This window comes from Nocardia concava NBRC 100430 (genome assembly GCF_000308815.1).
GTDB classification, from domain to species: domain Bacteria; phylum Actinomycetota; class Actinomycetes; order Mycobacteriales; family Mycobacteriaceae; genus Nocardia; species Nocardia concava.
Genome location: NZ_BAFX01000023.1, coordinates 88,448 through 114,785, shown reverse-complemented (window position 1 = coordinate 114,785; position 26,338 = coordinate 88,448). Strand labels below are relative to the sequence as shown.

General features: G+C 68.2%; 20 protein-coding genes. 9 read left to right on the top strand and 11 right to left on the bottom strand.

The window, feature by feature from the left end; genetic code table 11:
• The 6 genes from ON43_RS06215 to infA form a co-directional block, all read right to left on the bottom strand.
• Window positions 1-506: DNA-directed RNA polymerase subunit alpha (locus ON43_RS06215; protein ID WP_040804566.1), on the bottom strand; the 506-nt coding region annotated here is incomplete at its 3' end.
• 106 nt (window positions 507-612) lie between these two features.
• Window positions 613-1,218, bottom strand: a complete 606-nt coding sequence (rpsD, locus tag ON43_RS06210) for a 30S ribosomal protein S4 (RefSeq protein WP_040804565.1) — start codon at window positions 1,216-1,218, stop codon at window positions 613-615.
• A 21-nt stretch (window positions 1,219-1,239) separates the two neighbouring features.
• On the bottom strand, window positions 1,240-1,653 hold the full coding sequence (gene rpsK / locus ON43_RS06205) for a 30S ribosomal protein S11 (protein WP_019045110.1): 414 nt from the start codon (window positions 1,651-1,653) through the stop codon (window positions 1,240-1,242).
• Between the two features lie 9 nt (window positions 1,654-1,662).
• A complete protein-coding gene (gene rpsM / locus ON43_RS06200) occupies window positions 1,663-2,034 on the bottom strand; it encodes a 30S ribosomal protein S13 (RefSeq protein WP_040804564.1) in 372 nt (123 codons plus the stop codon).
• 183 nt (window positions 2,035-2,217) lie between these two features.
• Entirely contained in the window at window positions 2,218-2,331 is a 114-nt protein-coding gene (rpmJ, locus tag ON43_RS06195; RefSeq protein WP_033085975.1) for a 50S ribosomal protein L36, read from the bottom strand.
• A gap of 119 nt (window positions 2,332-2,450) precedes the next feature.
• On the bottom strand, window positions 2,451-2,672 hold the full coding sequence (gene infA, locus ON43_RS06190; protein ID WP_040804562.1) for a translation initiation factor IF-1: 222 nt from the start codon (window positions 2,670-2,672) through the stop codon (window positions 2,451-2,453).
• Between the two features lie 2,473 nt (window positions 2,673-5,145).
• Between infA and ON43_RS47320 the strand changes: the two genes are divergently transcribed.
• The 3 genes from ON43_RS47320 (at window position 5,146) to ON43_RS42200 (ending at window position 9,674) form a co-directional block, all read left to right on the top strand.
• Window positions 5,146-6,591 carry a MinD/ParA family ATP-binding protein gene (locus ON43_RS47320; protein WP_444543736.1) on the top strand — a complete coding sequence of 482 codons (1,446 nt, stop codon included), beginning with the start codon at window positions 5,146-5,148 and terminating at the stop codon, window positions 6,589-6,591.
• Window positions 6,592-6,747: 156 nt separating this feature from the next.
• A complete protein-coding gene (locus tag ON43_RS06175; protein WP_040804557.1) occupies window positions 6,748-7,860 on the top strand; it encodes a DUF7373 family lipoprotein in 1,113 nt (370 codons plus the stop codon).
• A complete protein-coding gene (locus tag ON43_RS42200; protein WP_051177991.1) occupies window positions 7,857-9,674 on the top strand; it encodes a serine/threonine-protein kinase in 1,818 nt (605 codons plus the stop codon). The genes ON43_RS06175 and ON43_RS42200 overlap by 4 nt, the downstream gene beginning before the upstream one ends.
• Window positions 9,675-9,764: 90 nt before the next feature.
• Here ON43_RS42200 and ON43_RS06165 read toward each other — a convergent pair whose 3' ends face one another.
• Window positions 9,765-10,277, bottom strand: a complete 513-nt coding sequence (locus ON43_RS06165; protein WP_245568488.1) for a DUF4254 domain-containing protein — start codon at window positions 10,275-10,277, stop codon at window positions 9,765-9,767.
• A gap of 193 nt (window positions 10,278-10,470) precedes the next feature.
• Between ON43_RS06165 and ON43_RS06160 the strand changes: the two genes are divergently transcribed.
• Together ON43_RS06160 and ON43_RS46730 are read left to right on the top strand one after the other, a co-directional pair.
• A complete protein-coding gene (locus ON43_RS06160; RefSeq protein WP_051177987.1) occupies window positions 10,471-11,310 on the top strand; it encodes a GntR family transcriptional regulator in 840 nt (279 codons plus the stop codon).
• Window positions 11,307-11,972: a GNAT family N-acetyltransferase gene (locus ON43_RS46730; RefSeq protein WP_083913189.1), complete on the top strand. Its 666-nt coding sequence runs from the start codon at window positions 11,307-11,309 to the stop codon at window positions 11,970-11,972. The genes ON43_RS06160 and ON43_RS46730 overlap by 4 nt, the downstream gene beginning before the upstream one ends.
• A gap of 87 nt (window positions 11,973-12,059) precedes the next feature.
• On the opposite strand, the gene ON43_RS06150 is transcribed toward ON43_RS46730, so the two are convergent.
• From ON43_RS06150 to eccD, 3 genes are read right to left on the bottom strand one after another with little or no spacing between them, the layout of a single operon-like run.
• Window positions 12,060-16,082, bottom strand: a complete 4,023-nt coding sequence (locus tag ON43_RS06150; protein ID WP_040804554.1) for a type VII secretion protein EccC — start codon at window positions 16,080-16,082, stop codon at window positions 12,060-12,062.
• Window positions 16,083-16,103: 21 nt separating this feature from the next.
• Complete coding sequence (gene mycP, locus ON43_RS06145; RefSeq protein ID WP_040804552.1) at window positions 16,104-17,618, bottom strand: type VII secretion-associated serine protease mycosin; 1,515 nt, start codon at window positions 17,616-17,618, stop codon at window positions 16,104-16,106.
• Window positions 17,615-19,036 (bottom strand): type VII secretion integral membrane protein EccD, encoded by a 1,422-nt coding sequence (gene eccD / locus ON43_RS06140; protein WP_051177999.1) that lies wholly within the window; start codon window positions 19,034-19,036, stop codon window positions 17,615-17,617. The genes mycP and eccD overlap by 4 nt, the downstream gene beginning before the upstream one ends.
• A gap of 208 nt (window positions 19,037-19,244) precedes the next feature.
• On the opposite strand from eccD, the gene eccA reads away from it, so the two are divergent.
• From eccA to ON43_RS06120, 4 genes are all read left to right on the top strand, one after another.
• On the top strand, window positions 19,245-21,080 hold the full coding sequence (gene eccA / locus ON43_RS06135; protein ID WP_040804550.1) for a type VII secretion AAA-ATPase EccA: 1,836 nt from the start codon (window positions 19,245-19,247) through the stop codon (window positions 21,078-21,080).
• 297 nt (window positions 21,081-21,377) lie between these two features.
• Window positions 21,378-23,342, top strand: coding sequence for a type VII secretion protein EccE (eccE, locus tag ON43_RS06130; protein ID WP_245568487.1), 1,965 nt, complete (start codon window positions 21,378-21,380; stop codon window positions 23,340-23,342).
• Between the two features lie 23 nt (window positions 23,343-23,365).
• Window positions 23,366-24,604, top strand: coding sequence for a DUF7373 family lipoprotein (locus ON43_RS06125; RefSeq protein ID WP_040804549.1), 1,239 nt, complete (start codon window positions 23,366-23,368; stop codon window positions 24,602-24,604).
• A gap of 6 nt (window positions 24,605-24,610) precedes the next feature.
• Entirely contained in the window at window positions 24,611-25,921 is a 1,311-nt protein-coding gene (locus ON43_RS06120) for a DUF7373 family lipoprotein (RefSeq protein WP_040804548.1), read from the top strand.
• On the opposite strand, the gene ON43_RS06115 is transcribed toward ON43_RS06120, so the two are convergent.
• The gene (locus tag ON43_RS06115) at window positions 25,922-26,146 is read right to left on the bottom strand and encodes a hypothetical protein (RefSeq protein WP_157513932.1); all 225 of its coding nucleotides are present in this window, start codon (window positions 26,144-26,146) and stop codon (window positions 25,922-25,924) included.
• Window positions 26,147-26,338: the final 192 nt, after the last annotated feature.

Here is a 26,338-nt window from a genome sequence, read left to right as displayed (position 1 = left end):
GAGTAGATCGAGTCAACCGGAATCCGGCCGATTTCCGCACCCGACGCCTTGTTCTGCACGGCCGGGACGTAGCCGCGACCGCGCTCGACCACGAGCTCGATCTCCAGCTTGCCCTTGTCGTTCAGGGTGGCGATGTGCATATCCGGGTTGTGCACGGTCACGCCCGCCGGGGGGACGATGTCACCGGCGGTGACGGTGCCCGGGCCCTGCTTGCGCACGTACATGGTGACCGGCTCGTCCTCTTCGGACGACACGACCAGGCCCTTGAGGTTCAGGATGATGTCGGTGACATCTTCCTTCACGCCCGGAACCGTGGTGAACTCGTGCAGCACGCCGTCGATGCGAATGCTGGTGACAGCCGCACCAGGAATCGACGACAGCAGCGTGCGCCGCAGCGAGTTGCCGAGGGTGTAACCGAAGCCCGGCTCCAGCGGTTCGATGGTGAACCGCGACCGGTTCTCGGACACGACCTCTTCGGTCAGCGTCGGTCGCTGTGAAATCAGCATTTCTTCCTCCTTCGAGCGCCCACTATTTGACGCTCACGATTGGGAGCTGTTGCGGCCCTGAGGAACTCAGGGCCACAACCAGCGGTGCGCTTGACGCGCAACCTAATTACTTCGAGTAGTACTCGACGATCAGCTGTTCCTGGAGCGGAACATCGATCTGCGCACGCTCGGGGAGCTGGTGCACCAGGATGCGGAGACGACCCGGGACGACCTGCAGCCAGCCGGGGACCGGACGGTCACCGACGGTCTCGCGGGCGACCTGGAACGGCAGGGTGCCGGCCGACTTCTCCTTGACGTCGATGATGTCGTACTGCGACACCTGGAACGACGGGACGTCGACCTTCACGCCGTTGACCACGAAGTGGCCGTGCGACACGAGCTGACGGGCCTGACGACGGGTCCGGGCCAGACCGGCGCGGTACACGACGTTGTCGAGACGGGCCTCGAGCAGACGCAGCAGGTTGTCGCCGGTCTTGCCCTTCTGGCGGTTCGCCTCTTCGTAGTAGCGGCGGAACTGCTTCTCCATGACGCCGTAGGAGAAGCGAGCCTTCTGCTTCTCCTGCAGCTGCATCAGGTACTCGGACTCCTTGATCCGCGCGCGGCCGTGCTGGCCCGGCGGGTAAGGACGACGCTCGAACGCCTGGTCGCCTCCAACGAGGTCGACACGCAGACGACGCGACTTGCGGGTGATAGGGCCGGTGTAACGAGCCATTTTTCTACTCTTCCTTTCCCGCTAGACGCGACGCCGCTTGGGCGGACGGCAGCCGTTGTGCGGCTGCGGAGTGACATCGGAGATCGAACCGACCTCGAGGCCGGCGGCCTGGAGCGAACGGATGGCGGTCTCGCGACCCGAACCCGGGCCCTTCACGAAAACGTCGACCTTCTTGACGCCGTTCTCCTGCGCCTTGCGGGCAGCGTTCTCGGCGGCCAGCTGCGCGGCGAACGGAGTCGACTTACGCGAGCCCTTGAAACCGACGTGGCCGGAGGACGCCCAGGAGATGACGTTGCCCTCGGGGTCGGTGATGGACACGATCGTGTTGTTGAACGTGCTCTTGATGTGCGCGTGGCCGTGCGGGATGTTCTTCTTATCCCGGCGACGCGACTTCTGAGTCTTCTTCGGGCCAGCGGCCCGGCTCTTCGGAGGCATGCGCTATCCCTACTTCTTCTTGCCGGCGACGGTCTTCTTCGGACCCTTGCGCGTGCGGGCGTTGGTCTTGGTCCGCTGGCCACGCACGGGCAGGCCACGGCGGTGGCGGATGCCCTGGTAGCAGCCGATCTCGATCTTGCGACGGATGTCGGCCTGCACCTCGCGGCGCAGGTCACCCTCGACCTTCATGTCCGAGGCTTCGATGAAGTCGCGGAGCTTGGTCAGGTCGTCGTCGCTGAGGTCCTTCGAGCGCAGGTCCGGGCTGACGCCGGTCTGCTCGAGGATCTCCTTGGCGCGGGTACGGCCGATGCCGAAGATGTAGGTCAGCGCGATCTCCATGCGCTTTTCGCGCGGGAGGTCGACGCCCATCAGACGTGCCATGTTTGGCGATTCCTTACTTTTGCGGAGGTCTGCTCCCTGTCCGTCCCCTCGTGAGTGGGGCCCCGGCCTCCGTACCGGGGGTAGGCCGCCGTCCGTCCCCTGCGGGACTCGCCGACGGCGACTGGAGCTGGGAGTTCTTCTTCAATTGCCAATCCGAACCGCGATTCGGTGCTTGGCGGTGAATCAGCCCTGGCGCTGCTTGTGGCGCAGGTTCTCGCAGATCACCATGACTCGCCCGTGACGGCGAATCACCTTGCACTTCTCGCAGATCGGCTTGACGGACGGCTGAACCTTCACGTCAGATCCAATCTGGGTTGGTGTTCACTGGCCGTGAACACAGTTTTTCCCCGGCCGGTTTGACCGGGGAAAACCCGGGATTCGCATCCCGGAAGTCTGTTCGCACCCGCGAGGGTGACTCACTTGTAGCGGTAGACGATGCGGCCGCGGGTCAGGTCGTAGGGCGAGAGCTCCACGACGACGCGGTCCTCGGGCAGGATGCGGATGTAGTGCTGCCGCATCTTGCCGCTGATGTGGGCCAGAACCTTGTGACCGTTTTCCAGCTCGATCCGGAACATCGCATTGGGCAACGGCTCGATAACCCGGCCCTCGACCTCGATGGCCCCTTCCTTCTTCGCCATATCCTCCGCGATCCCGGTTAGGCTGAACCTGGTTGGTTCAAGCTCATTACGGCAGGTCGGCCGGAAGTTTCGTGGTGCATGACGGCCAACCCGGTGACATACTCACTGGAGGCGGCACGAAGACATGCCACAGCCACTATGTAAGTCACCAGCGGCCAAGCTTACCCGTTTCCCCAGATCCGGCCAAATACGGGTGCTGTGACTTGGCACTATTACGCGCGAAGTCACCCCCGCGCTCCCCCACACCGGGCACGGCCTTGCCGAAGCTCGCTAAACTACGGCCTGTCCAGCAAGATCGGTCGAGCTTCCGGGGGTAGATGTGAGTCGCGAGAACGACGGCCTCCCCATGCTCCCGCCCTGGCTGTCCGAGAGCGACGTCTCCGACTCCGGCTACGAGGCCCCCGTCCAGAACCTCCCCCACGACGACCTCATCCCGGAAAAGAAAAAGGGCGGCCGCCGCATCTTCGGCAACCGCAACCCCCGCAAGGGCCCCGCCGCGGACCCCACCCCCCAGCCCCAGACCCCCGCGGACCCGACTCCCCCGGCTCCCCGCACCAACGCCGACCGGTCCGACCAGTGGGCTCAGCCGCAGCAGGCAGCCCAGGCCCCACAGCGCGAGTCGATCCCCCAGCGCGATCCCGGCACCCACTTCAACCTCCCCCCGCGCGGCAACCAGTCGCAGCAGCCCGCCGCCCCGGCCAACGGCCACCCCGCACCCCAGCTCAACGGCAACGGCTCGACGCCGCAGCAGTCCAACGGCCAAGGCTTCCCCTCCCCCTCCGCACGCCCCAACACCCCGGCCTCCGGCGGCACACCGCCCACCGCCCAACCGGCGCAACAACATCCGGCCCAGCCGCCCCAGCAGCAGACGCCCCCGCACCTCCTCGGCAGCCAGTTCCCCCAGACCCCGACCACTCCGGAACCGCCCCGCCCGGCACCGAATCCCGGCCCGGCCGAGCAGACTTCAGGACCGGTCGGCCCTACCCCGGGTCCTGCCGGTCAGAACTCCGAATCGCAGTTCTTCACCCCGCCGCCGCTGCCGCCTTCACCCACGCCGCAGCAGGGCGTCGGCGCGTCGCTCGCGGGCACACCGGATCCATTGACCCCGGCCCGGCTCCCGGCCGATCCGACCACCCGCATGCCACTGCCGCCCGCCCCCGGTGAATCCGATTCCCCGGCAGGCGATCCGGCACTCCGCGCGTCCCGTCCGCCGCTGCCGCCCGCCCCCGGCGAGGTCGACTCCGCGACCCCCGACGTCGGCGATCCGGTCGGTGCCACCACGAAGTTCTCCCAGCCGCCCCTGCCCCCGGCCCCGGGCGAGCTCGACGCGACCGGCTCCGGAATCATCACCCCGCCAACCGGTCCGGTCCCGAACACCACCGCCAGCGCGCATGAGCTGCTGGACGCCCAGCTTGCCAGCCTCGGCGGCGCACTCGCGGGCCCGAGCCCGCTGTCACCCAACGCCGACGATGCCGCCTCCGGCGCTGCCGAAAAGTCCGACCCGAATACGGATTTCGACCAGCCCATGGTCCCCGGCCGCCATCGCGCGCTGGACGTACCGCCGCCGCCCGGCCCCAGCCTGACCCCCGGGGAAGGTCGCCACAGTTCCGGCCCCATCCCTCAGGTACCTGGCCCGGGTCTACAAGGCACCGGACCGAGTCCGCAGAGCACCGGCCCGGCTGGACAGGGTGCCGATTCGACGCCACAGGCGCCCGGCCCGCTCGGGTTCGACCCTGCCCCACACATTCCGGGGCCCGGTCCGCAGACGCCCGACGGCGGCCAGTGGACGCCACCGGCCCCGCCCGTTCCCGGTCCGATTCCGGGCGCTCCCGGCCCTGATTCGGCCGCGGCGTCGATGACGGCCAACCAAGCGTCGGGAGCCGTTCCACCGCAGCTGAATCCGTGGGCTCAGGCCCCCGGCCAGGACGACACCGACCCGGACGCGAACCCCTGGGCCAACGCGCCCATGTCCGAGGCTGCCGCCGCGGGCCTGACCGGTCGGCATACGATCCCCACTACTCCAGGACAGCCCGACCCGGCACAACAGGATTGGGCCCAGGGCCCATCCGGCCAACCGGCGAACGGCCAGTTCCCCGGTGCGAACGGCCCCGGTCAAACCCCCTGGGCCGCACCGAACCAGCAGTCCGCCCAGCCCGGATATCCGAACATCCCGAACCAGCCTTGGCCCGCCCCGGGCCAAGACGGCCCTGGCACAGGACAATTCGTCGGCAACGCCCCCGAGGGTGCGGCCCCGGGCGCGCCCGGCCAGATGCCATGGGCTCAGCCGGGGCAGCAGTCCGACGGGCAGCACCCGGTCCCCGGCATGCCGGGGCAGGCCCCCTGGGCCTCCCAGGAACAGCACACCGGCCAGCCCGCTCCAGGCCCTTGGTCCGGACCGGGTCAAAGCAGCTCGGGCACAGGGCAAGTCAGCGGTGGCGCTTCGGGCGAGCCGAGTATTGCCGCGCCCGGGCAGATGCCATGGGCTCAGTCGGGCCAGCAGGCTGATGGGTCGAACCCGGGCAGCGGCCTGCCCGGGCAGGCTCCGTGGGCTTCTCAGGAACAGCCGCCGGGCCGGCAGGACCAGTCGGCCGGACCCGGCCAGGGGCCTTGGCCCGGACCGGGGCAGACCGGCTCGGGCGCAGGGCAAGTCGGCGGGGGCGCATCGGGCGAGACTGGTGTTGCCGCGCCGGGGCAGATGCCTTGGGCGGCAGCGCCGCAGCAGGGTCAGCAGCCGGGGTATGCGACCGGCGACCATTTCCAGAGTCCTTGGGTCGCGCCGGGCCAGCCCTCGACACCTCCGGGTGATCATGGCGAAGTCGGTCAGGCGCCGTTGGGTGCGCCGGGTCAGTACGGACCGGGGGCGGCCGAGCAGTATGGGCCGGCGGCGGCCGGACAGTATGGGCCGGGAAGTGCCGGGCAGTACGGTGCGCCCGGGCAGTACGGCGGTCCGGGGCAGCCGGGGCAGTGGGGGGCGAATGGGCCTGGCGGGCCTGTGCCTTCGCTGGATGATGTGCAGGTGCGGAGGGCGAAGAAGGCGCCTGGGTCGGGGTGGCGGAAGGCCGTGCACCATATGTCGGGCGGGTCCATCAATCCTGGGATGTCGGCGGAGGAGCGGCGGCTGCAGGAACTGGTGGCGCGAATTCGGCAGCCTGTGCGCGGCGATTATCGGATCGCGGTGTTGTCGTTGAAGGGTGGGGTCGGTAAGACGACTACCACCATGGGGCTCGGGTCGATTTTCTCGTCGATTCGCGGTGACCGGGTCATCGCGGTGGATGCCAACCCGGACTTCGGAACGCTGTCGCAGCGCGTGCCTTTGCAGACTCGTTCGACGGTGCGGGATTTGCTGCTGGACGAACACATTCAGCGCTATTCGGATGTGCGCCGCCACACCTCGCAGGGCAGTAGCCGTCTCGAGGTCCTGGCCAGTGAGCGCGATCCCGCCGCGTCCGAGGCATTCAGCGAGGAGGAATACCGCGCGGTAGCCCGAATCCTGCAGCGCTTCTACAACATCATCCTCACCGACTGCGGTACGGGCCTGATGCATTCGGCGATGGCGGGCGTGCTGGATCTGGCGCATTCGCTGGTGCTGATCTCGTCCTCGGCCATCGACGGCGCGCGCAGTGCGGCCGCGACCCTGGACTGGCTGTCCCTGCACGGCCATGACCACCTGGTCCGCAATGCGGTGGTGGTCATCAACCTGCCGCGCCCGGGCGCCCCGAATGTCGGAATCAACCAGCTGCGCGACTATTTCCTGTCGCGTTGCCGCGCGGTCCACATCATCCCCTACGACGCTCATCTCGGTGAGGGCGCGGAGATCGATCTGCATCGCCTGAGCAAGCCGGTCAAGCGCGCCTATGTGGAATTGGCGGCGACGGTCGCGGACGATTTCTCCGCCGACCACCGTCGTTATCGGGGCTGAATCGAATCCGTTCGGCGGCAGGAAGTTCAGCCCCCTCGCTCGCACATGACACGGCACCGATGCGGTGCTAATTTGTGGCTCGCGCCGGTCGGTTCGGCGCGGTGCGGGTTCGGATGGTTCGGCGGCCCGCGGCTGTCCGGTGATGAGGGTTAACGCATGCGTCTGTGGTTCCGGCGATGGTCCGTGGCCGGAATGGGTGTGGCGGTGGTGATTCTGGTCGCGGCGTGCGGGAACGATGCTCCCCCGCCGGATTTCGGGCCGTATTCGACCGTCCCCGGCGACAATGACTTCGACCGGACACCGAGCCGCGGTCGCGGTATTTTCGCCGAATCGCTGCGGTTGGCCGACCACATCGTCTTCCCTACCGATATCGATGGTGAACTGACGACGGTGCGAGGCGGCGGCGTGTCCGCGGACGACCGGGGATTGCACGAGACCGCGTTCTCTCCCCGGCAGCGGACGATCGCCGTCTCCTTCGGCGTGGTCGGTTCCTTCGGTCTCGCGGCCGCGAACCGCGCCGACAATGCCGCGGGCCCGCAGAAGTATCTGGCGGTGTCCCTCACCGCTTTCCGTGACGAGGCGTCCGCCGCCGCTGCGGCCACCGAGATGGCTCGGCTCGATGCCGAGGCGGGTCCGGGCAAGCTGGCCGGTCTGAAGGCCTGGAAGAACGTGGTGATTCGCGTCTATGTCGAGTTGCCCGATCCGGATCCGGCACGACTGGCCGCACTGGTCGCGACCACGTTTCGCAAGCAAGAAGATCAGCTGGCAGGCTTCGACACCGCCGCGGTGCCGGATCCCGCCACCGTCCCCCTGGACCCGGACGGCCTGCTGACCCGGCTCGTGCGCACCGGCGACCCGGTCGCCGATCCGAAGACCTTCGCCGCCTTCGGAATCCGCGCCTACGCCGCCCTGTCCCCTGAGCCCGCCCGGAAGCTCACCGCCTATTCCGGCAACGGGGTGACCGCACTGGCGGTGTCCCACAACAAATTCCTGTATCGGATGCGGGATTCGAAGGCCGCCACGTCGTATGCCGACTGGCTGTCGGAGGACCCGGAGAACTCGGAGTACACCTGGATGCGTAATGCCCGCGATCTTCCCGGCGCCCGCTGCTCGGCGGCCGCCCGCCCGGACCCGAAATCCGTGCAGGCCCGCCGGTTCCGCTGCGTGGTGACGCGCGGCGAGTATGTCGCCGTGGTCTACAGCAACACCGAGACCGATATCCGGCAACTGGCGGCCGCGCAGTACGCGATCATGGCGGGTGCGCGATGAAGGCGCTGCTGCCCGACGATCCGCGCTGGATCGGCCCGCACCACATGATCGCCGTGATCGGCCGCGGCGGTATGGGCCGGGTGCTGCTGGGCCGGACGCCGACCGGAAAGCTGGTGGCGGTCAAGCGGATTCCGCGCTCGCACACCGATGATCTGGAGTTCCGGGCCCGCTTCCAGCGGGAGCTGGAGACCGGTAAGCCGTTGACCGGCGCGCACATCGGCGCCGTGGTGGACAGCGACCTGGACGCCGACCGGCCCTGGCTGGCCACCGAGTATCTGCCCGCCCCGGATCTGGCGACCGTCATCGCGGAGAAGGGCCCGCTGCCGCTGTCCGGCCTGCGCCTGCTGGCGACGGGTCTGGCCACGACCCTGCTCGAGGTGCACCGCGCGGTCCTGGTGCACCGGAATCTGAAGCCCGGCAATGTCCTCGTGACGCCGCAGGGCCCGCGCATCATCGATTTCGGCATCGCCCGCCCGCCGGGAGCCGAGCCCGACCCGAGCGCCGTGGCCTTCCAGGCTCCCGAGCAGGCCGAGGGCCAGCCGGTGACCTCCGCCGCCGACATCTACGCGGCCGGCATGCTGCTGCTCCTGGCCGCCACCGGATCCGTGTCCGCTACGCCGGATTTGCAGGCAGTCCCGCATTCACTCCGCAAACTCGTGGAATCCTGCCTCGCGGCGGATCCCGCGCATCGCCCCTCCGCGCGGCAGATGCTGGAGCAGGCCGAGCGCATTCCCACGGAATCGGCTTGGCCGCAAGAGGTTCTGGATTTCCTGGAGTCGCATCGGGTGGACGCCGAATGGTGGTCCTCGAGCGGCGAACAGGAGACCCGGTACCGGGATCAGTTGGCGCGCTTGGCCGGTCAGCGCCGCCGCACCATCGGCTTGGCGGCGGCGGGCGTGGTCGGACTGCTGGTCGTAGGCGGCGTGGCGGTCGGCTGGAGCCGCTCGTCGCAGACCGACGGTCACGCGCAGCCGCGCACCAACCCGGCGCTGGACCTGACGGCCGCCGAACTGCGGCTGCTGGATGTCTGCGCCGTCCTCGACAAGGCGGTGGCGGGCAAGCTGGGCACCCGCACGGGCGATCCGCAGTCCACCCCCGAGGGCGGCTGCGCGACCACCGTGGCCGACGCCGCGCAGCGAAAGGTCCATTACACCTTCGACATTCCCGACCACGCCATCGGCGTGTCCCAGCTGACCCCGACCGGCCGCACCGTCGCGTGGGCGCCCATCCTGAGCGCGGGCGCCGCGGACAACAAGTGCGACAACGTGGTCGTCACGCAGTCCGGGGATGCCGTGGCGCTGCGCATGTCGGCCGAGGAGACCGATCCCGCCGCCCAGCCCGGCGCCGCCTGCGCCGCGGCCGAGCAGGCCCTGGTGGCCGTGGTCCAGCAGCTCACCGAGTTCGCGCCGCAGCGGCAGTTGCCGCCGGGTTCGGTGCTGCGCCTGGATCCGTGTACGGCGGTGCGGGACAACCTGATCCGCGAGGTCGCGGGCGAGCTCACCGACCATCAGCGCACGCCGCACGCGTGCACGACGGTGGGCCGTTCCGGCTGGGTGCGGGTCGACCTGGTCGACCAGTCCCGGCCGGATCGCGGCGAGTGGACCTATGAAACCGTTCGAATCGGAGAATTCACCGCGTATGTCACCGGCGCACGTTCGGCCAACGACTGCTATCTGACCTATCTGGTACGCCCGACCGAAAAGGACAATGCGGAACAGTTGAAGGTCACCGTGTCCGATCTGTCGAATTCACCGGACGCTTGCGGCAAAGCGGAAAAACTACTGGCCGACGCGATTCAGCGTTTGCCGAAATGATCATCATTTCGAACGAACGCCACTGAATTCCGGCAAAACAGATGGCGGTCCGGGCCACCCTCGGGCCCGGACCGCGCAGGTGTTTTGTTTTTACCAGGCGGGCAGCCGCCGCCGCCCGGCGAGTACGTCGCGCACGAGATCGTCGTAAGCGTCGGACAATTCAGCTAAATGGTGCCAAGCGCCGTGCAGCATTTCATCATTCGCGTCAAGGGTCATCAACGCGTGATGGGCACGGACGGACGCCTCGGCGAGCCGATCGATGACCGATCCGACCGTTTCGGTGTGCAGGGTCGCACCCAGCCGGTGCTGGGGAACCGAGCGCACGATCCAGTCGTCAATGGCCATGACCAATTCGATTCGGCGACGCTTGTTTTCGATGATCGCCGTGGGATCGGACTCCGCGCTGACGCCGCCACGACCGACGATCCGCCGCTCGTGCAGCACCGCGAGGTCGTGGGCGAACCACAGCAGCGGTCCGCCGATGACCCGGTGCCCGCGACAAGCGCGCAGGAGTAGGTCGGAGGTCGGCAATAGGCCGGGTGCCGTCGCCACTAGACCCGAGGCCGAGGGCCGCACCTCCATGTCCGCATACGAAGGGGACACGTCGGGCAATGCCACAACGACCGTGTTTGATGTCTCCGAACCTGCCACGTTGCCTCGCGTTCTTCGACGTATAACAACACCGCATTCAGGACGTTCATTACAATAAACCTCAGAATGCTGCTGTCAAGCCTTACACGACAGTAGAACCACCGGAGTAGACTTCACAGCCTTGAAGCAACAACCGAGGAGCGAGATGGCGGACGGTCCGAGATATCAACGGATCGCAGACCTCCTCCGCGAGGAGATCCGCGCCGGCAAGTGGGAACCGGGCGATCGACTACCGAGTCACAACGAGTTGGCCGAACAGATGCAGGTCTCGATTACGACGGCTCGCAACGCAATTCAACTCCTGGTCGCCGAAAACCTGGTTTACACAGCAACTTCCCGAGGCACCATCGTGCGAAGTCAGGAAGTGCTGGAATCGGTTGTCACGAACCATATTCGGCCCGACAGACCGAAGGCCGCACACGACATCTTCTCGGAGATAGCGCGCGCGGCGGGCCGGGAGCCGTCCAAACAGTTCAGCGCCAGAATGGAACCGGCCAGTTCGGAGGTGGCGCACTGGCTGGGGGTGGCGCGTGACGAGTGGGTGGTGTCCCGCACGATCATGCAGTACCTGGACAACGAGCCGTGGTCGTGGGAGGTCAGCTTCTATCCGCGAGATCTGGCCGAGGCCACGGGAATCGACGCTCCGCACGACATTCCGGAGGGCACCACCCGCCGGCTCGCGGAGCGGGGCTTCGCCGAGACCGCGCATCGCGACACCGTCGTCGCGCGGCCCGCCACCGCGGAGGAGGCGGCGCTGCTGGGGGTCGGTCCGGGCACCATTCTGCTCGATCATTTGCGTATCGGAGCCAACCACGAACGCATAACCCGAGTGACCCGGCATCGTTCCACTGCCGCCCGCAACCGGCTGGCATACGAATTGGGTGACGACGAGGGAACGGACATTATTCGTAAAACTCTGGGCTCGCCTTATCCGCCCGGAAATTCCCATTCCTTCGGTAATTCTCTGCTACCCGGCGCGCCATGACCCCGCACCTGCGTCCGGCCGGTCTCGCTGATCTAGGAACCATCACCCGGTTCCGGCTGCAACGTACGAGCTGGCTGGCCGCACACGGGAGCGACCAGTGGACCCGGGCCGGGCGCGGTCTCCCCATCGAGACCTTCGTCCGGTCCGTGGCCCACGCCGTACGCAATGGTGAAACCTGGATCGCCGAGGTCGACGGCGACCCCGCCGGCACCATCACCATCAACGACCGCGCCGACGAAAACCTCTGGTCCCCCGGCGAACTCGCCGACGCCGTGATCATCCACTACATGATCGTCGACCTCCGCTACGCCGGCCTCCGCATCGGCGAATCCCTCCTGGCCCACGCCGCCCACCTGGCTCACCTCCGCCACCGCACCTGGGTCCGCCTCGACGCCTGGACCACCAACACCGCCCTCCACGCCTACTACCTCCGCTCCGGCTTCCGCCTGGCCCGCATAGCGGGCCCCGAAGCCACCGGCCCCTCCCGAGCCCTCTTCGAACGCCGCACCGCCACCTGGCCCCACCCCCGCCCCGCCCTATCCCTCCCCTCGGGCGAAACACTCCGCCTGACAACAGATTCCACCCCCACCTGGACCCTCACCCAACACCCCTTCCTCCGCCCCCACCCCGACGTGGTCCCCGAACCGGGCCCGACGAGCTAGCCTCGAGGCCTCGACCGGGTCGGGAACCGGTCCCAAAACGCCGACGACCTGACTCGCGCGAGTCAGGTCGTCGGGTAAGACCGCCTCTTACATCGAGGGGAGGTCGGCTACTTGGATCATTTCGTCGCCGCGGGAGCGGGACCAGAGGATGCCTCGGCCGGGTGGGAGGCGCATGGGGCGGATGTCGCCGATCAGCTTGCCCTCGTCTCGGGAGCCGCTCATGAGCAGGGCCGGGACCGAGAGGTTCTTCATGGAACCCAGGACCTGGTCGTAGAGGGCTCGGGAGATGCCGCCCATGTTGCGGGAGATTACGACGTGGAGGCCGATGTCTCGGGCTTGTGGGAGGAGTTCTACCAAGGCGCCCAGGGGGTTTCCGCCCGCTACGACCATGTCGTAGTCGTCGACCACGACGTAGATTTCGGGGCCGGTCCACCAGTCTCGGTCGCGCAGCTGCTGCGGGGTGATGTCCGAGCCGGGGATGCGCTTGGAGAGGTAGTTGACCACTTCCTTGATCATGCCGCCGCAGGTCTGCGAGGACGTGGAGTAGCCGGCGAGCTGGTCGCCCTCCAGGACGCCCAGCAGGGTGCGGCGGTAGTCGATGAGGATGACGCGGGCGGTGTCGGCGTTGGAGCTCTCCGCGATGCCGCGAATGATGTTGCGCAGCACCGTGGTTTTGCCGGACTCGACCTCGGAGAAGACCATGAAGTGCGGGTCGGCGCCGAAGTCCAGGACGATCGGCTGCAGCTCGGATTCGCCGATGCCGATGGCCACCTTGGTGGGGCTCTGCTGAATGCCGTCGCGGCGGATGAGGTCCAGTACGTGCTCGCGCGGGACGCTACCGGGCAGCGTGCGCACCTCGGGCGCACGGCGCTCGCCCCAGATGGCCTGCATCTCGGTGCGCGCGGCGGCCACACCCTCGGCCAGGTTCTGGGCGTTGGTGTCGGAGTCCAGGCGCGGCATGGCGATGAGCATGTGCAGCTGGTCGGCGGTGAGACCGCGGCCGGGCCGGTTCAACGGCACGTTGACCGCGACCCGGCGGCCCATCTCGGAGTCCGAGGGGTCACCCAGGCGCAGCTCGATGCGGGTACCGATCATGTCCTTCACCGAGGCGCGGATCTCACCCCACCGGTTGGCGCCCAGGATGACGTGGATGCCGTACGAAAGCCCCTGTGCGGCAAGCTGTCCGACCTGCGGCTCCAGGCTGTCGAACTCCTCGCGCACGACCTGCCAGTTGTCGATGACCAGGAAAACGTCGCCGAACCGGTCGGCCAGCACCGGGTTGTCGGCCTGCCCCGCGGCCATGGCGTCGTGCTTGCGCCGCCGGAACTCGGCCATGGATTCGATGCCCTGCGCCGCGAACCGCTCCTCGCGCTCGCGCAGCAGCGTGGTGAGCTCGGCGATGGTGCGCCGCACCCGGTCCGAATCCATCTTGCCCGCAACCGAACCCACGTGCGGCAGCCCGACCAGACCGGCCATGGAGCCACCACCGAAGTCCAGGCAGTAGAACTGCACTTGCTCGGGCGTGTGGGTGGCCGCCGCGGACATGATGATGGTGCGCAGCGTGGTCGACTTGCCGGACTGCGGACCACCGACAACCGCGACATTGCCCTGCGCGCCGGCCAGATTGATGGTCAGCACGTCACGACGCTGCTCGTACGGCTTGTCGATGATGCCGATCGGCATCCACAGTTGTCCGTGCCGGTTGACCGGCGAACGCCAGTCCGGATCCGGCAGCAGCATGTCCACGGTCGGGGATTCCTCGAGCGGCGGCAGCCACACCTCGTGCGCCGGACGGCCGTGCCCGGTCAGGCGTTTCACGACGGTCTGCAGCAGGCTGTCGGGCAGCCCCTCGTCCGCGCTGGGCGGCGGGGGCGGCAGCAGATCCAGCGGATCGAACGGCGTCTCGGGTTCGGGCTGCTCGAGAATCTCGACCTGCCCGGCGGTGAACTCCCGCGGCGGCGCTTCCACGACGGTGGTGCCGTCGGCGGCCTGCCGCGCGGCACGCGGCGCGACATAGGGCCCGGAAACGTAGGTCGCGTTGAACCGCAACGGATCCGAGGCGTCGCTCTTCAGATAACCCGAGCCCGGAATACCCGGCAGATGGTAGGCGTCGGTGATACCCAGCACCGCGCGAGATTCGTTGGCGGAGAACGTACGCAGACCGATCCGATACGACAGGTGCGAGTCGAGCCCGCGCATCTTGTTCTCCTCCAGCCGCTGCGAGGCGAGCAGCAGGTGGACGTGCAGCGATCGGCCCAGTCGGCCGATCATCACGAACAGATCCGCGAAATCCGGCTTCTGCGAGAGCAATTCGGAGAACTCGTCGATGACCACGAACAGCGCGGGCAGCGGATCCAGCGGCACGCCGGCCGCGCGCGCCTTCTCGTACTCGACGACATTGGCGAAGTTGCCGGCCGAGCGCAGCAGTTCCTGCCGCCGGTTCATCTCACCGGCGAGCGCGTCGCGCATACGGTCGACGAGCTCGAGCTCCTCTTCCAGGTTGGTGATGACCGCCGCCACGTGCGGCAGCGGATCCATGCCGAGGAAGGTCGCGCCACCCTTGAAGTCGACCAGGATCAGGTTCAGCTGATCCGGCGAGTGCGTGGTGACCATCGAAAGAATCAGCGTGCGAAGGAATTCCGACTTACCCGAACCGGTCGCGCCGATGCACAGACCGTGCGGGCCCATACCGTTCTCGGCCGATTCCTTGATGTCGATCTCGACCGGCGTCCCGTCCGGGGTGATGCCGATCGGCACCCGCAACCGCTCACGCCCCGCGCGCGGCCGCCACACCTTGGCCGGATCGATCTGCGCCGCATCCGGAATCTTGAGCAGGTTCATCAGACCCGGGTCGGCGGCGGAGGTGTTGTCGCCCAGGCTCACGATCTGCGCCGCGGTGGCGATCCGGTACCGCGCCAGGCTGCGCGAGAACGCCTCCACCTCGGCGAGTGTCACGCTGTCGGCATTGGCGAACTTCTCGGTGCCCGCCGCGCTCTTGGCGAACACCTCGCCCCCGGCGGCGACCAGCTGCAGCCCGCGCCGCGCGGCCAGGCTGTTCTCGGCCGAGCTCACGTCGATGACGGTGACCGCGTCCAGACCGGACTCGCTGATCAAACGCTCACTGCCGCTGACATATCCGTCGTCGATGACCACGACCAGGTGCAGCCGCCCCGCGGTCGGCTGCGGATTGCGCATGAACCGCCCGCGCTCGAGCAGGTCGTCGGCCAGCGCCGTCTCCAGCTCACCCAGCGAGCCATAGATCATGCGGGCCGCGCCCATGCCGTCACGCTCGGTGGCGTGCTGCACGTGCGGCAGCCACTTCGCCCAGGACCAGGCCTCGCAGTCGGGTTCGGCGGTGACAATGGCGACCGCCACATGATCGGGCCCGTGAAACGCGGTGAGCTCCATCAGCATCGACCACACCAGCCCGCGCGTGTCCTCGGCCGGACCCTCGATATTGATGGCCGGGAAGGCGCGCAACGACACCGCGGTCGGCAGGTGGTGCACCACGGAATGCGTTCGTACGAAACGCCGCAACGCGACGGTGGACACCGGCTCCAGATCCTCGAGCGGACCGGTCTCCGGCCGCGCCAGCTTGGCGGCGAGCCGATGCGTGCCGATCCCGACCCGCACATGCCCGAAGTCCGGATCGTTGGGTCGCCGCTCCCACATGCGCCGGGTGCCCACGATGGACGGCAGATCCGACGGTTCCGGATGGCTCCAGATCAGCGTCTCCAGCTGCTTCTGCCCGGTGCGCCGCACCTCGCGCCGCGTCTGGTCGAGGTACCGGAAGTAGTCCTTGCGTTCCTCGTTCAGCTCCGCGGAGCTCTTGGACGAGCCGCGCTGACCCATGAGCATGCCGGCCATCGACATGATCATCATCATCGGCATCATCATCATGTACGGGTTGGACAGCATGGAGCGGCCCATCAGCGACATCATGGCGAGCATGCCGATCATGGCGACCACCATGACCACCGGCATCAGCTTGCTCATCAGCGGCGCGGGCACGGGGCGCGGGATCTCCGGCGGTGCCGTCAGCGCCATCTCACCACCCGGCGCACGCGGTGGGGCGATACGCGGGCGACGCACGAAACCTTCGGTTGCCATCAGGTATTTCTCCGGTCGTCTCTAATCGAGGTCGGGCAGTTCGTCGTCGCGTCGACGTCGCCGGAACGGAATCGACACGGCGAGACCGATTCCCAGCGCGGACAGGCAGACAATGGTGCCGACGGTGGCCACCAGCCGCGGCAATCGCGGTGGGCCGATGGGTTTTTCGGGTGTCGGGAAGGCCTGCGGCTTATCGGCTCCGACGTGGATCGGCAGCACCGGATCCTCGGAGTTCAGCACGTCGTCCGGGAACCGCGCGGTGAGCGCCGCGACCGGATCGATCATGCCCGCGCCGACGCGGTCGTCGCGCCCGGTGCCGGGCTGATGCGCGGTGAGAATGATCTGGTTCATGATCTGCCGCGCCGACCAGTCCGGGTACTTCGCCCGCAGCAGCGCCGCCAGCCCGGCCACCTGCGGCGCCGCGAAGCTGGTTCCGTTGAGGCCGATCACTTTTCCGTTGTTGTCGACGCCGGTCGCGTTGATCAGCGCGCCCGGGGACTTGCTGTCGAGCGAGGCCAGATCCTGGCCGATCGCCGCGACACCCACCCACGGACCGTAGAGCGTATTGCCGGACGGGCTGCCGTCGGGCGCGATCCACCCCACCGACAGCGTGTACTTGTCGAACCAGGCCGGACTGGAGATCGTCTTCACGCTCTTCCAGCCGGTCTCGTTATTGCTGTAGGTCCCGTTCTGGGTTCCGCAGCCCGAGGTCGAATCCAGGTTGCCCGCGGCCACGACCACGACCACGCCACGGTCGTAGGCGTAGTGCACCGCGGCTCCGAGCGCCTCGTCACCGGTCGGCGAATCCGCTGCCGTACAAGCGGCTTCGGAGATATTGATGGTCTTGGCGCCCATATCGACGGCACGCACCACCGCCGCGGCCAGGGTCAGGCTGGGCCCGTACCCCTGCGTGCTCATGGTGCCCGGCGGCTTGTCGCCGCCGCCCTGGTCCTTGGCCTGATAGTGATCGCTGAACTGCCGGATGGCCAGGATCTGCGCGTCCGGCGCGACACCCACCAGCCCGTCGTCGGGACTCGGCTTGGCGGCGATGATCCCCGCGACCGCGGTCCCGTGGCCGTCGCAATCCTCGGTGCCGTCACTGCCGGAGACGAAGTCGCCGCCGGGCGCTACGTCCAACCGCGGATTCGGCGCCACACCGGTGTCGATGACCGCGATCACCTGTCCCGCACCGCGATTCCCGAACCCCGGGTTGGCCTGCCAGGCCGCGGGTAGATCCAGCACCTTCTGCGCGACCGCCTCATCGCGCGGCACGACCTTGTTCTTCAGGTACCAGGTGTTACCGCATTCGACCTTCTTCTCGGTCGTCACCAGGGGCGCGGGCTTACCGGCCTTGTCCTGCGCGTCTCGCAGGCGGTCGCGCCCCTCCTGGGTACCGAAATCGGAGGACGGCGGTTCGACCGTCTTGCCCAGCGGCTCCGGGGCAGCGCCCGCCGAGGCCTGCGGTCCCAGCAGCGCACCGCCGAGAACCGCAGCCGCACACAGTGTTCGCGCCCAGTTTCCAGGACGCCGACTCATATGTTCCGAGCCGTCGAGTAGACGTCCATGACCCACAGCACCAACGGGACGATCGATACGATCAGGCCGTATTCGAAGATCTCGTTGAAGCGCCGGGTGACCGGTGTGACCTCGACGTGCGGTCCGATGACGCCGAATCCGATGGCCCCCACCGCGAATACCAGCAGCAGCCCGGCCGAGACCAGCAGCATGCCGTCCTCGCCGAGCGCCAGCCCCACCGCCAGCGCGATGAAAGTGACGCAGCCGCTGACAATCAGCGTGGCCGCCTGGGTGAGATCGGCGAACGCGCGTCCGCGCAGGCACAGAATGATCGAGACGACCACGGCCAGCGCGATGCCCTGCCAGCGATCGGAGTGCAGCGGATCGGCGGTGCCCAGCGCACCGGCGGCCGCGCCGATCGCGCTGCCCATCACGATGCCGGTCTGGAACTGGTTCGCGGTGCGGGCGCGCAGCCCGAGCCCGTGCGCCGACGGCAGCACGGTCGCGCCGATCGCACCGATGCCCTCGATGGTCGGGCGCGGTTCGTGGTCGGCCGGATCGATGGCCGCGCCCGCGGTCGGCACCGGCGGCACGGGCAGCCGGGCCAGCATGGCGGCCAGGCGCGGCACCATCGACAGCACGATGATCGACACGACCATCACGCCCGAGGCGATCTTGGGAATGCCCGTGTCCCAGACCATCCGGACGGCCGCGCCGACCCCGGCCAACAGCAGCAACGTGACCACCGCGGACACCACGGCCGCACCGGCCCCGATGATCCGATAGCCGACGATGGCCAGCAGCAATGTCGCCGCCGCGCCCATCATCAGATGCGGGCTGCCGATCGATCCCGGCACCAGCAGTGCCGCGCCGCCGAAGGTCAGCAGCAGCATGCACAGCGTCAAAACGGTCGCGGTCAGCTCATCGGCGTACTTGCGCATGGCGATCGCCCCGGCGACCAGCGCCGCGATGGCCCCGCCCAGCAGCAGCGGCGGCGCGACGAACCGGTCCCCGCCGGAACGCGCGATCAGCCCCAGCACAACCGCGAACGCCACCGCGGCCACCCCGGCCACGAGTCCGGTCCAGCGGGCCGCGCTCGGCGACCAGCTGCGGAACTCCTCGGCCGTGAGCCTCGACACAGCGTCGATCACGTCGTCGAACAGCGCGGGCGCTTCCTTGGCGGAAACCGCCCGCAGCACCAGCAATTCGCCGTCGTAGATCTCGGCGTCATTGAGCGTCTGACTGGGCGCGATCATGTCGCGGCCCAATTTGGCCAGTGTCCAATGCTGCGATTGCAAGGGCGTGCCGCCCTCTTCACCGCCGATGGGTTCGGGATTGCGGGATTCGATGAGCCGCACCAGATCACCGATGAAGGCGGCGATCGGCACGTTTGCCGGTAGGCCGACGTCGAGCTGGGTGTTCCCCCCGATGACGGACACGCGGCACAATTCGGGCTCAGCGGCGCGCGGGCCACTGATCGACTGTGCTGTCACTTGCTGAACTGCTCCCCTGTCGCTTCAACAGTTGCCCGCCCAGGGCGGTTAACCATAATGTATCCGACTGTCCGCAGCTGTGCGATCGCACCGTGTGGGTGGGGATTGTGAACGAAAGACCAACCAGGTTCGACGAATTCGGGGTTCGACTAGGATGATCGACACTCGCCAGGCCCAGCGCGCCTTCGACGCCGGTGTGCTGTCTTTGGGGTTGAGCATCGAGGGCCAGGAGTCGAATCGGGATCTCGACTACGCGAAATTGGCCTTTCAGCGCGCCACCGAGTGGGATCCCACCATGGCCGACGCCTGGCTGGGCCGGGCCGCCGCCGGTGAGATCACCACGGATGTTCTGAGCAACCTGTACAAGTGCAGCACGGTCTCGCTGGGACGCGAACAGCGCCGGTTGGGGCTGCAGCCGCGTCAGCTTGCCGGACGTTTTCTGCCGGGGCTCTACATCGACTATCCGCTGGCCGGTTTCACCGAGATCCACCTCGCCTGGGCCGCGCATCTGATCGCGGAGAAGTCCTTCGACGAGGCCGAGCAGGTGCTCGACGAGCTCGAAAAGCACCGCCGCGCGCGGGCTTCGGAGCCGGATTTCGAGATCGACGGCCGCATCGCCAAATACGTGCGCGGCATCCTGCACTACAACACCCAGCGCTGGCCGGATGTGATGGCCGTGCTCAACGGTTCCGACGGCTGGGAAGACCCGTATCTGGCGGCCGGCGCGCATGTGATGGTCGGCACAGCCTGCGCCCAGCTGGGTCTGTTCGCCGAGGCGATCCGTCGCATGGAGGCCGCCGAGGCGGGCCCGATTCCGGCCGCGCGCACCGCCGCCATGTTCTGCCGCGGCCTGTGCCTGCGCGAACAGGGTCAGGCCGATGAGGCGCAGTCGCTGTTCGAGAAGGTGTATTCGCAGGCACCGGATTTCGAGGCGAACGCCGCGGCCATGCGTGACCGCACCTACCGCATCACCCTCACCAGCCGGGAGGTGATCGAGGCCCGCACCGACAAGTGGGATCCGGCCTCCGCCCCCTCGCTGGAGGAGAAGCAGGCCGCCGAGCACGAGGACCGCGCCAAGGAGATCCTGGCGCAGGCCCGCGCCGAGCTGGACAAGCAGATCGGCTTGGCGGCGGTGAAGACGCAGGTCGCCAAGCTGCAGTCGAGCGCGCAGCTGGCGAAGATCCGTGCGGAGAAGGGGCTTTCGAGCTCGGCGCGCGGTCAGCATCTCGCCTTCACCGGCCCGCCCGGAACCGGTAAGACCACCATCGCGCGCGTGGTCGCCAAAATCTACTGTGGCCTGGGCATTCTCAAGACCGACAAGGTGGTCGAGACCAAGCGCTCCGACTTCGTCGGCCAGCACCTGGGTTCCACCGCCATCAAGACCGAGGCGCTGATCGACACCGCCATGGACGGCGTGCTGTTCATCGACGAGGCGTACACCCTGATCCAGCAGGGCCTTTCGGGCGGTGACGCGTTCGGTCGCGAGGCCGTCGACACGCTGCTGGCGCGCATGGAGAACGACCGCGACCGGCTGGTGGTGATCATCGCCGGATACGACGGCGAGATCGACCGCTTCCTGGCCTCCAATGACGGTCTGGCCTCGCGTTTCGCCAAGCGCCTGCAATTCCCGTCCTACACCGCGGAGGAGCTCGGGGCGATCGGCCAGGTCGTCGCCTCCAAGCGTGATTCGGAACTGTCCGAGGACGCGCTGGAGGCGCTGGTCGCGACCTGCACCAAGCTCTACGACATGGAGAGCACCGACCAGAGCGGGCAGCCCCGTCGCGGTGTCGACCTGGCCGGCAACGGCCGTTTCATCCGCAACCTGATCGAAGCCGCCGAGGAAGAACGCGAATTCCGGTTGGCCAATGACGAATCCATCGATCTGAGCGCCGTCGACGAGTCGGTGCTGATGCGGATCGAAGGTCCCGACATGAAGGCCGCGCTGAGCACCCTGCTCGCCTCGCTGAACTTGTCGTCGGCCGCCGACTGAGGGGCGAACTGAACTGTGAACGACTTTCCGCGGGGAGCGGGCGGCTATCAGCCGGGCGGAAATGGTGGGAACCCCTACGGCGGGAACGGGGGCTACCCGGGCGACGGGCAGCACCGACGGCCGCCGGGCGGACCCGCACAGGGCGGCCCGGGCGGTTTCGGGCACGGCGGGCCTCCGCCGAACCCGGCAGGTGGCCGCGGTGACTACGGTCGTGACCTCCCACCCAATGGCCCAGGTGGCCGCGGACCCAACGGTCCCGGCGGATTCGGCCCCGGTGGCCCCGGTGGACCCGGAAATTTGCCTCCTGCGCGGCCCGGTGGCCAATCACGCGGCGAGAGCGACGATTTCGGGCGCGGTGAGCGCGGTGGTTTCGACGGCTTCGCGCCGGGTGGCTCGAGTGTCGCCGCACCGCCGCGACCTGCGCCGCCACAGCCGCGATCGGCCGAGGAGCGTTCCCCGGCGGGACAGCCCGCGCCGGAGCCGTCGGCTCGGGGGCGGCATGCTCAGCCTGCCGCGGATTCTCAGGCCGCGAAGGTAGTTTCGGCCGAGCTGCGGTCGGATGATCTGTGGCTGCTGCGGAATCTGCCGCTGTCGCTGGTGATTCCGGTGGCCTTGGTCGGCGTTGTGGCCTCGCTGGTCGCCGTCGCGCTGCACACCCCGTGGTGGGCCGCGCTGATCGCCGGTCTGGTGCCCGCGCTGATCGGTCTGGCCCCGGTCGCCGGTGTCCCGGTCGGCCTGCGCCTGGGCCGCTGGGTCGCGTATCGCTGGAAGCGCGCGCAGCGCAAGAACTTCGACGAGAACGCCACCGTCGACGTCCCGATGCCGGAGGGCGGCAGCTGCGGATTGCGCTGGGACGGCACGCTGTTGACCACCATGCTGCGCATCGATCCGCCGCCGGACACCCTGACGCTGCTGCGTCGCGGCTCGCTGAGCACCGATCAGCTGTTGCCGCTCAACGAGATCGCCGCGTGCCTGCGGCAATACGATGTCGAGCTGCATTCGATCGATGTCATCAGCACCGGCACCCGCACCGCCAGCCCCGAGGCGGTGATCTCCGGTTACGCGGCCAGCATCGCACCGCTGGGTCGCCTCTACGACGAGATCCTCGGCCCGCTGCCCGCCATCGCGCACCGCACCATGTGGCTGGTGCTGCGGCTGAACCCGCTCGGCAATGCCAAGGCGGTCGACAATCGCGGCGGCGGTCCGGAGGGTGCGCTGCGCTCGGCCCTGGTCGCCACCCGCCGGGTCGCGAATCGCCTGGCCGGACACGGCATTACGGCGTCGGTGCTCACCAACCAGGAGATGACGACCGCGCTGCGCGAACTCACCCGCGGCATCCCGGTCGCCGAACTCACCGAGCACCCGGACAATCTGGAGCACAACGGGGTCTACCTGACGAGCTACCAGATCGATCCCCAGCTCTTCAATTCCGATGGCCTGGCCAAGATCTGGTCGGTGCGCAGCCTCGCCACCACGGTGACCGTGCGCCTGCAGCCGGTCCCCGAGCCGAATGCCAAACCCGGCCAGCCGGCCAGCGTCATCGAGGTGGACGCCCGGGTCCGCTACGACACCCCGTACGAGCACGGCGAACCCCCGGTCGCGGGCTTGAAAGAGCTACCCCGCCGCCAGCTTTGGGCGCTCATGGACATCCTGTCCTACGGCACCCAGGAGATTCGCCCCAGCGGCTACCGCGGTCCCGTGGACGTCCTCACCGATATCGCCATGCCGACCGCGGGCTGCGGCCAGCTCATCGGCGCGGACGCCACCGGCAGCGGTATCGCCGTCCCGCTCATCGGCGACGGCTCGCGCCGCATCGACATCATCGCGAGTCTGCCGCTGGCCCAGCAGGTCATCCTGCGCGCCATCGCCCTCGGCGCGGGCGCGGTGGTCCACACGGCCCGTCCCGGGGCCTGGCAGGCCATGGTGGCGAATGTGGCCGCCCCGAACGCGCTTTCGCTGGCGTCCTCGGTGACCCACAGCTCGCGCGGCACCGCGGTGACGGGCCGGCTGGCCAATCCCGCCGCCACGGTCATCGTCTTCGACGGCGTCCCCGCCAGCGCTCCCCCGGGCTCGGCCACCGTGGTCACCATCCACGGTGCGATCTCCGCGGACTACGAGCCCGATGCCGACGTCACCATCGTCCAGCATCCGGACGCCCCCCACACCATCACCGTCCACACGCCCGCCACCATGACGACCGCGCAGATGGTCACGACTCCGGCCGAACAGCACTATTTGACCGGGGCCGCCGCGCGGCGCTGATCATCGAGGGGGGAACGCACAACATGGGTTTCGATACCGGCCGACTACGGTCGACCCGCGTCCGGCTGCGCGCCAGGGCGGCCGCCGCGCTGGCGGTCTCGATCCTGGCGGTCGCCGGATGCGGGTCGGAATCCAGTGGGGCCGAGGACAAGACGGCCGATCTCGGCAAGCTCGACACCGGCAACTACGCGACCAAACCGACGGATCCCACCACCCCCGATCCGGCGACGCGGGCGCGGGTGATCGAGGCGCTGCGGCTGGGCAATATCATGCCGCTGGCCTCCGATATCGATCCTGCGCTGACGGAGAATTCCGATGTCCCGCACGTGTTCTTCAGAAAGAACTCGTTCTCGGGCTACCTCAATATCGACCACTTCGACGAGGACACACCGGGATTCCTGTCCGGCTTCGACACCGCCGCGCAGTCTCCGGCGGAGACCGGTCGCCGCTCGCTCGACGACGCCGTCTTGATCTTCGACAGCGATACCGCCGCCACCGATGCCGCGGCGGCACTGGCGCGCACCGGCTTCGATCTGAAGGAAGAGGAGCGCGCCGATGTCGTTCCGGTGCAGTCGAATCAGCATCCGGGTGCGCAGATGCTGTGGAATCCGAGGAAGCAGAATCTCGCGTCGTGGTACCCGACGGGGCGCTTCGTCATCTTCACCCTGATTCACAATTCCGAGAACGTCTACCTGCAGAACTACTGGAACGAGCCCGCCGAGCCCGCACCGATGGCGTTGGCCGACAAGGCGATCGACGTCACCGCCGACCGGTTGAAGTCCTTCCAGCCGACCGCTCCGGACAAGCTCGGCGCACTGCCGCTGGATCCCGACGGCATCCTCCGGCTGACCCTGGCCCGCCCGGAGGGCGACCGCACCGCCAATGCCTTCACCGGCACCCTCGACGGACACGGCGCCCTGCACAAGCGGACGGACCCCGGCCCGAGCCGGACACTGTTCGAACAGGCCGGGGTCGATCTGGTGGGTTACGGTGCGGGAGAACTGATTCGGACCCGCGACGCCGCTGGCGCGCAGCAGTACTTCGACACGGCCTTCGTCGACAAGTTCCAGCACAGGATCGACCCGCCGCCGGGCCTGCCCGGCGCGCGCTGCGTGAAGTACCACGGCCCGCGTAGTTCCGCGTTCCCCTACAACTGCTACGTCACCTTCGGACGGTACGTCGCGGCGGTGTGGTCTCAACAGCTGGGGGACGTGTATCAGCGGATCTCCGCGCAGTACGCCATCCTCGCCAACGACAAGTAGGGAATCGTGAAGCTTCTCCGTGCTCACCGTTCCACCGCCAGAACGGTTTTCGGCGTTCTCACGCTCGGCCTGACCGCCGCGTTCGTGGTCGGCTGCGGGTCCAGCGTGCCGGGGTCCGCGACCGCCGGTGAGGTCGATGTCCGGGCGCTGCCGGTCGGCAACTACCCCACCGATCCGCTCGATGTCCGCGTCACCGACTTCTACGGTTCGTCGGACGGAAAGGCGCTCGCCCTGGCGCGTTTGGCCGGCAATATCGCTCTCGGGGCGGACGTCGATCCGAAGTTCGGTCACAATGTCCTGGCGCTGCCATTGGTTTCGACCGACACCGCCAAGTCTTCGATGGTCCTGGCCGGTGCGGTCCAACCCGTGCTGGAAAGCAACGGCATGATGTTCGGCTTCTCGTCCTCGGCCAGCACCCACGACCTGGTCAAGTCCACCGACTGGGACTTCTCGGGCAACTTCAACCCGTTCGCGGGCGCGGCGAGCAATCCGGACGCCACCTCGCTCAACGTCACCGTCCTGCAGTTCCCCGACCGGCAGCGGGCACAGGCGGCCGCCGATCAGATGGAGGCCGCCGACTTCGCCGTCGCCGCCGACCAGAACGTCCGCGTCACCCTCAACAAGCAGCCGAGCGCCAAGGCGCATTGGCGGCCCGGCGTCGCGTCCCTTGCCGCCACCCTCGCGACCGGCCAATACGTCGTGAACGTCTATGTCGCCCAGCCGAAACCGGAACTCGAAGGCCTGCGCGCCCTCGCGGAGCAGGTTCTCGCGGCCCAGCTTCCCCTCCTCGACCAGGCGCCCGCGCTGTCCCCCCGCGAGATCTTCCGCATGAAGTACGACCCCGACGCCATGCTCCGCCGCACCCTGCACCCCAGCGAATATCTCAAGGCCGACCCCATCGTGGAAGTCACCCACATCCCCCGTGGCTACCTGCACTATGTCAGCGACGTGACCACAGTGAAGCCCCTGCTGGAGGCCAACGGCGTCGACCGTGTCTCCACGGCCAGGAAGGGCGGCCTCCTCCTCCGCGCCCGAGACGCCAACTCCGCCAAGGCACTCTGGTCCGGCATCAACCACATCATCAGCGGCTCCGCCGAGGCTCCGGCGGGTGTCCCCGACGTGGCCTGCGTCGAGAACCCGCGCCCCAAGTCCGATCCATCCTGGTTCGCCTACGACGCCTGGAACGCCGCCGACAAGTTCCTCTGCACCCTGCACTACGACCGCTACGTCGCCCGGGTGGCGAGCAACCAGCTGGTCGACGCCCAGCAGAAGGCGGCGGCACAGTACGCGCTGCTGGCCAACAGCCAGTACCTGTGATCACGCGAACCGCTTCCTTTTGGTCATCAGCGCGGCTCGTCCACGCGGACTGATCCGCCAGCGACCGCGAGGTTGACTGGCCAGGATAAGCCCCCGAAATTCGAGCTGTGCGAGCGCATTTCGGGTCCGCCAGCTCGTCAACGTCGCCGCCTGCCGGATCTGCGCGGCGGTCAGCGTCTGGTCCGGGTGCAGCGCCGCCAGCACGGCGACCTCGGCAGGATTCATGACCAACTCACCTCCCGACTCGCGAGCGGTGTCTCCCGGCAGCATGGCCCGGCGCATGCGGGACTTCCAGAAACCCACCCCCGACGAGCGGAAGCCGAAGGCACCCAGCCTTTCCCGAGTGACTGTCCGCGTAGAACCCCCACACGGACCAGCAGATGACGGCGGCGCAAAGGCCGAGAATAGACAGCAGCG

Excerpts from the sequence above, each read along its gene's own strand:
- rpsD (WP_040804565.1), bottom strand. The coding sequence starts at position 1,218 with ATGGCTCGTTACACCGGCCCTATCACCCGCAAGTCGCGTCGTCTGCGT.
- rpsK (WP_019045110.1), bottom strand. The coding sequence starts at position 1,653 with ATGCCTCCGAAGAGCCGGGCCGCTGGCCCGAAGAAGACTCAGAAGTCG.
- rpsM (WP_040804564.1), bottom strand. The coding sequence starts at position 2,034 with ATGGCACGTCTGATGGGCGTCGACCTCCCGCGCGAAAAGCGCATGGAG.
- infA (WP_040804562.1), bottom strand. The coding sequence starts at position 2,672 with ATGGCGAAGAAGGAAGGGGCCATCGAGGTCGAGGGCCGGGTTATCGAG.
- ON43_RS47320 (WP_444543736.1), top strand. The coding sequence starts at position 5,146 with ATGCCATGGGCTCAGTCGGGCCAGCAGGCTGATGGGTCGAACCCGGGC.
- ON43_RS06175 (WP_040804557.1), top strand. The coding sequence starts at position 6,748 with ATGCGTCTGTGGTTCCGGCGATGGTCCGTGGCCGGAATGGGTGTGGCG.
- ON43_RS42200 (WP_051177991.1), top strand. The coding sequence starts at position 7,857 with ATGAAGGCGCTGCTGCCCGACGATCCGCGCTGGATCGGCCCGCACCAC.
- ON43_RS06160 (WP_051177987.1), top strand. The coding sequence starts at position 10,471 with ATGGCGGACGGTCCGAGATATCAACGGATCGCAGACCTCCTCCGCGAG.
- ON43_RS46730 (WP_083913189.1), top strand. The coding sequence starts at position 11,307 with ATGACCCCGCACCTGCGTCCGGCCGGTCTCGCTGATCTAGGAACCATC.
- ON43_RS06150 (WP_040804554.1), bottom strand. The coding sequence starts at position 16,082 with ATGGCAACCGAAGGTTTCGTGCGTCGCCCGCGTATCGCCCCACCGCGT.
- mycP (WP_040804552.1), bottom strand. The coding sequence starts at position 17,618 with ATGAGTCGGCGTCCTGGAAACTGGGCGCGAACACTGTGTGCGGCTGCG.
- eccA (WP_040804550.1), top strand. The coding sequence starts at position 19,245 with ATGATCGACACTCGCCAGGCCCAGCGCGCCTTCGACGCCGGTGTGCTG.
- ON43_RS06125 (WP_040804549.1), top strand. The coding sequence starts at position 23,366 with ATGGGTTTCGATACCGGCCGACTACGGTCGACCCGCGTCCGGCTGCGC.
- ON43_RS06115 (WP_157513932.1), bottom strand. The coding sequence starts at position 26,146 with ATGAATCCTGCCGAGGTCGCCGTGCTGGCGGCGCTGCACCCGGACCAG.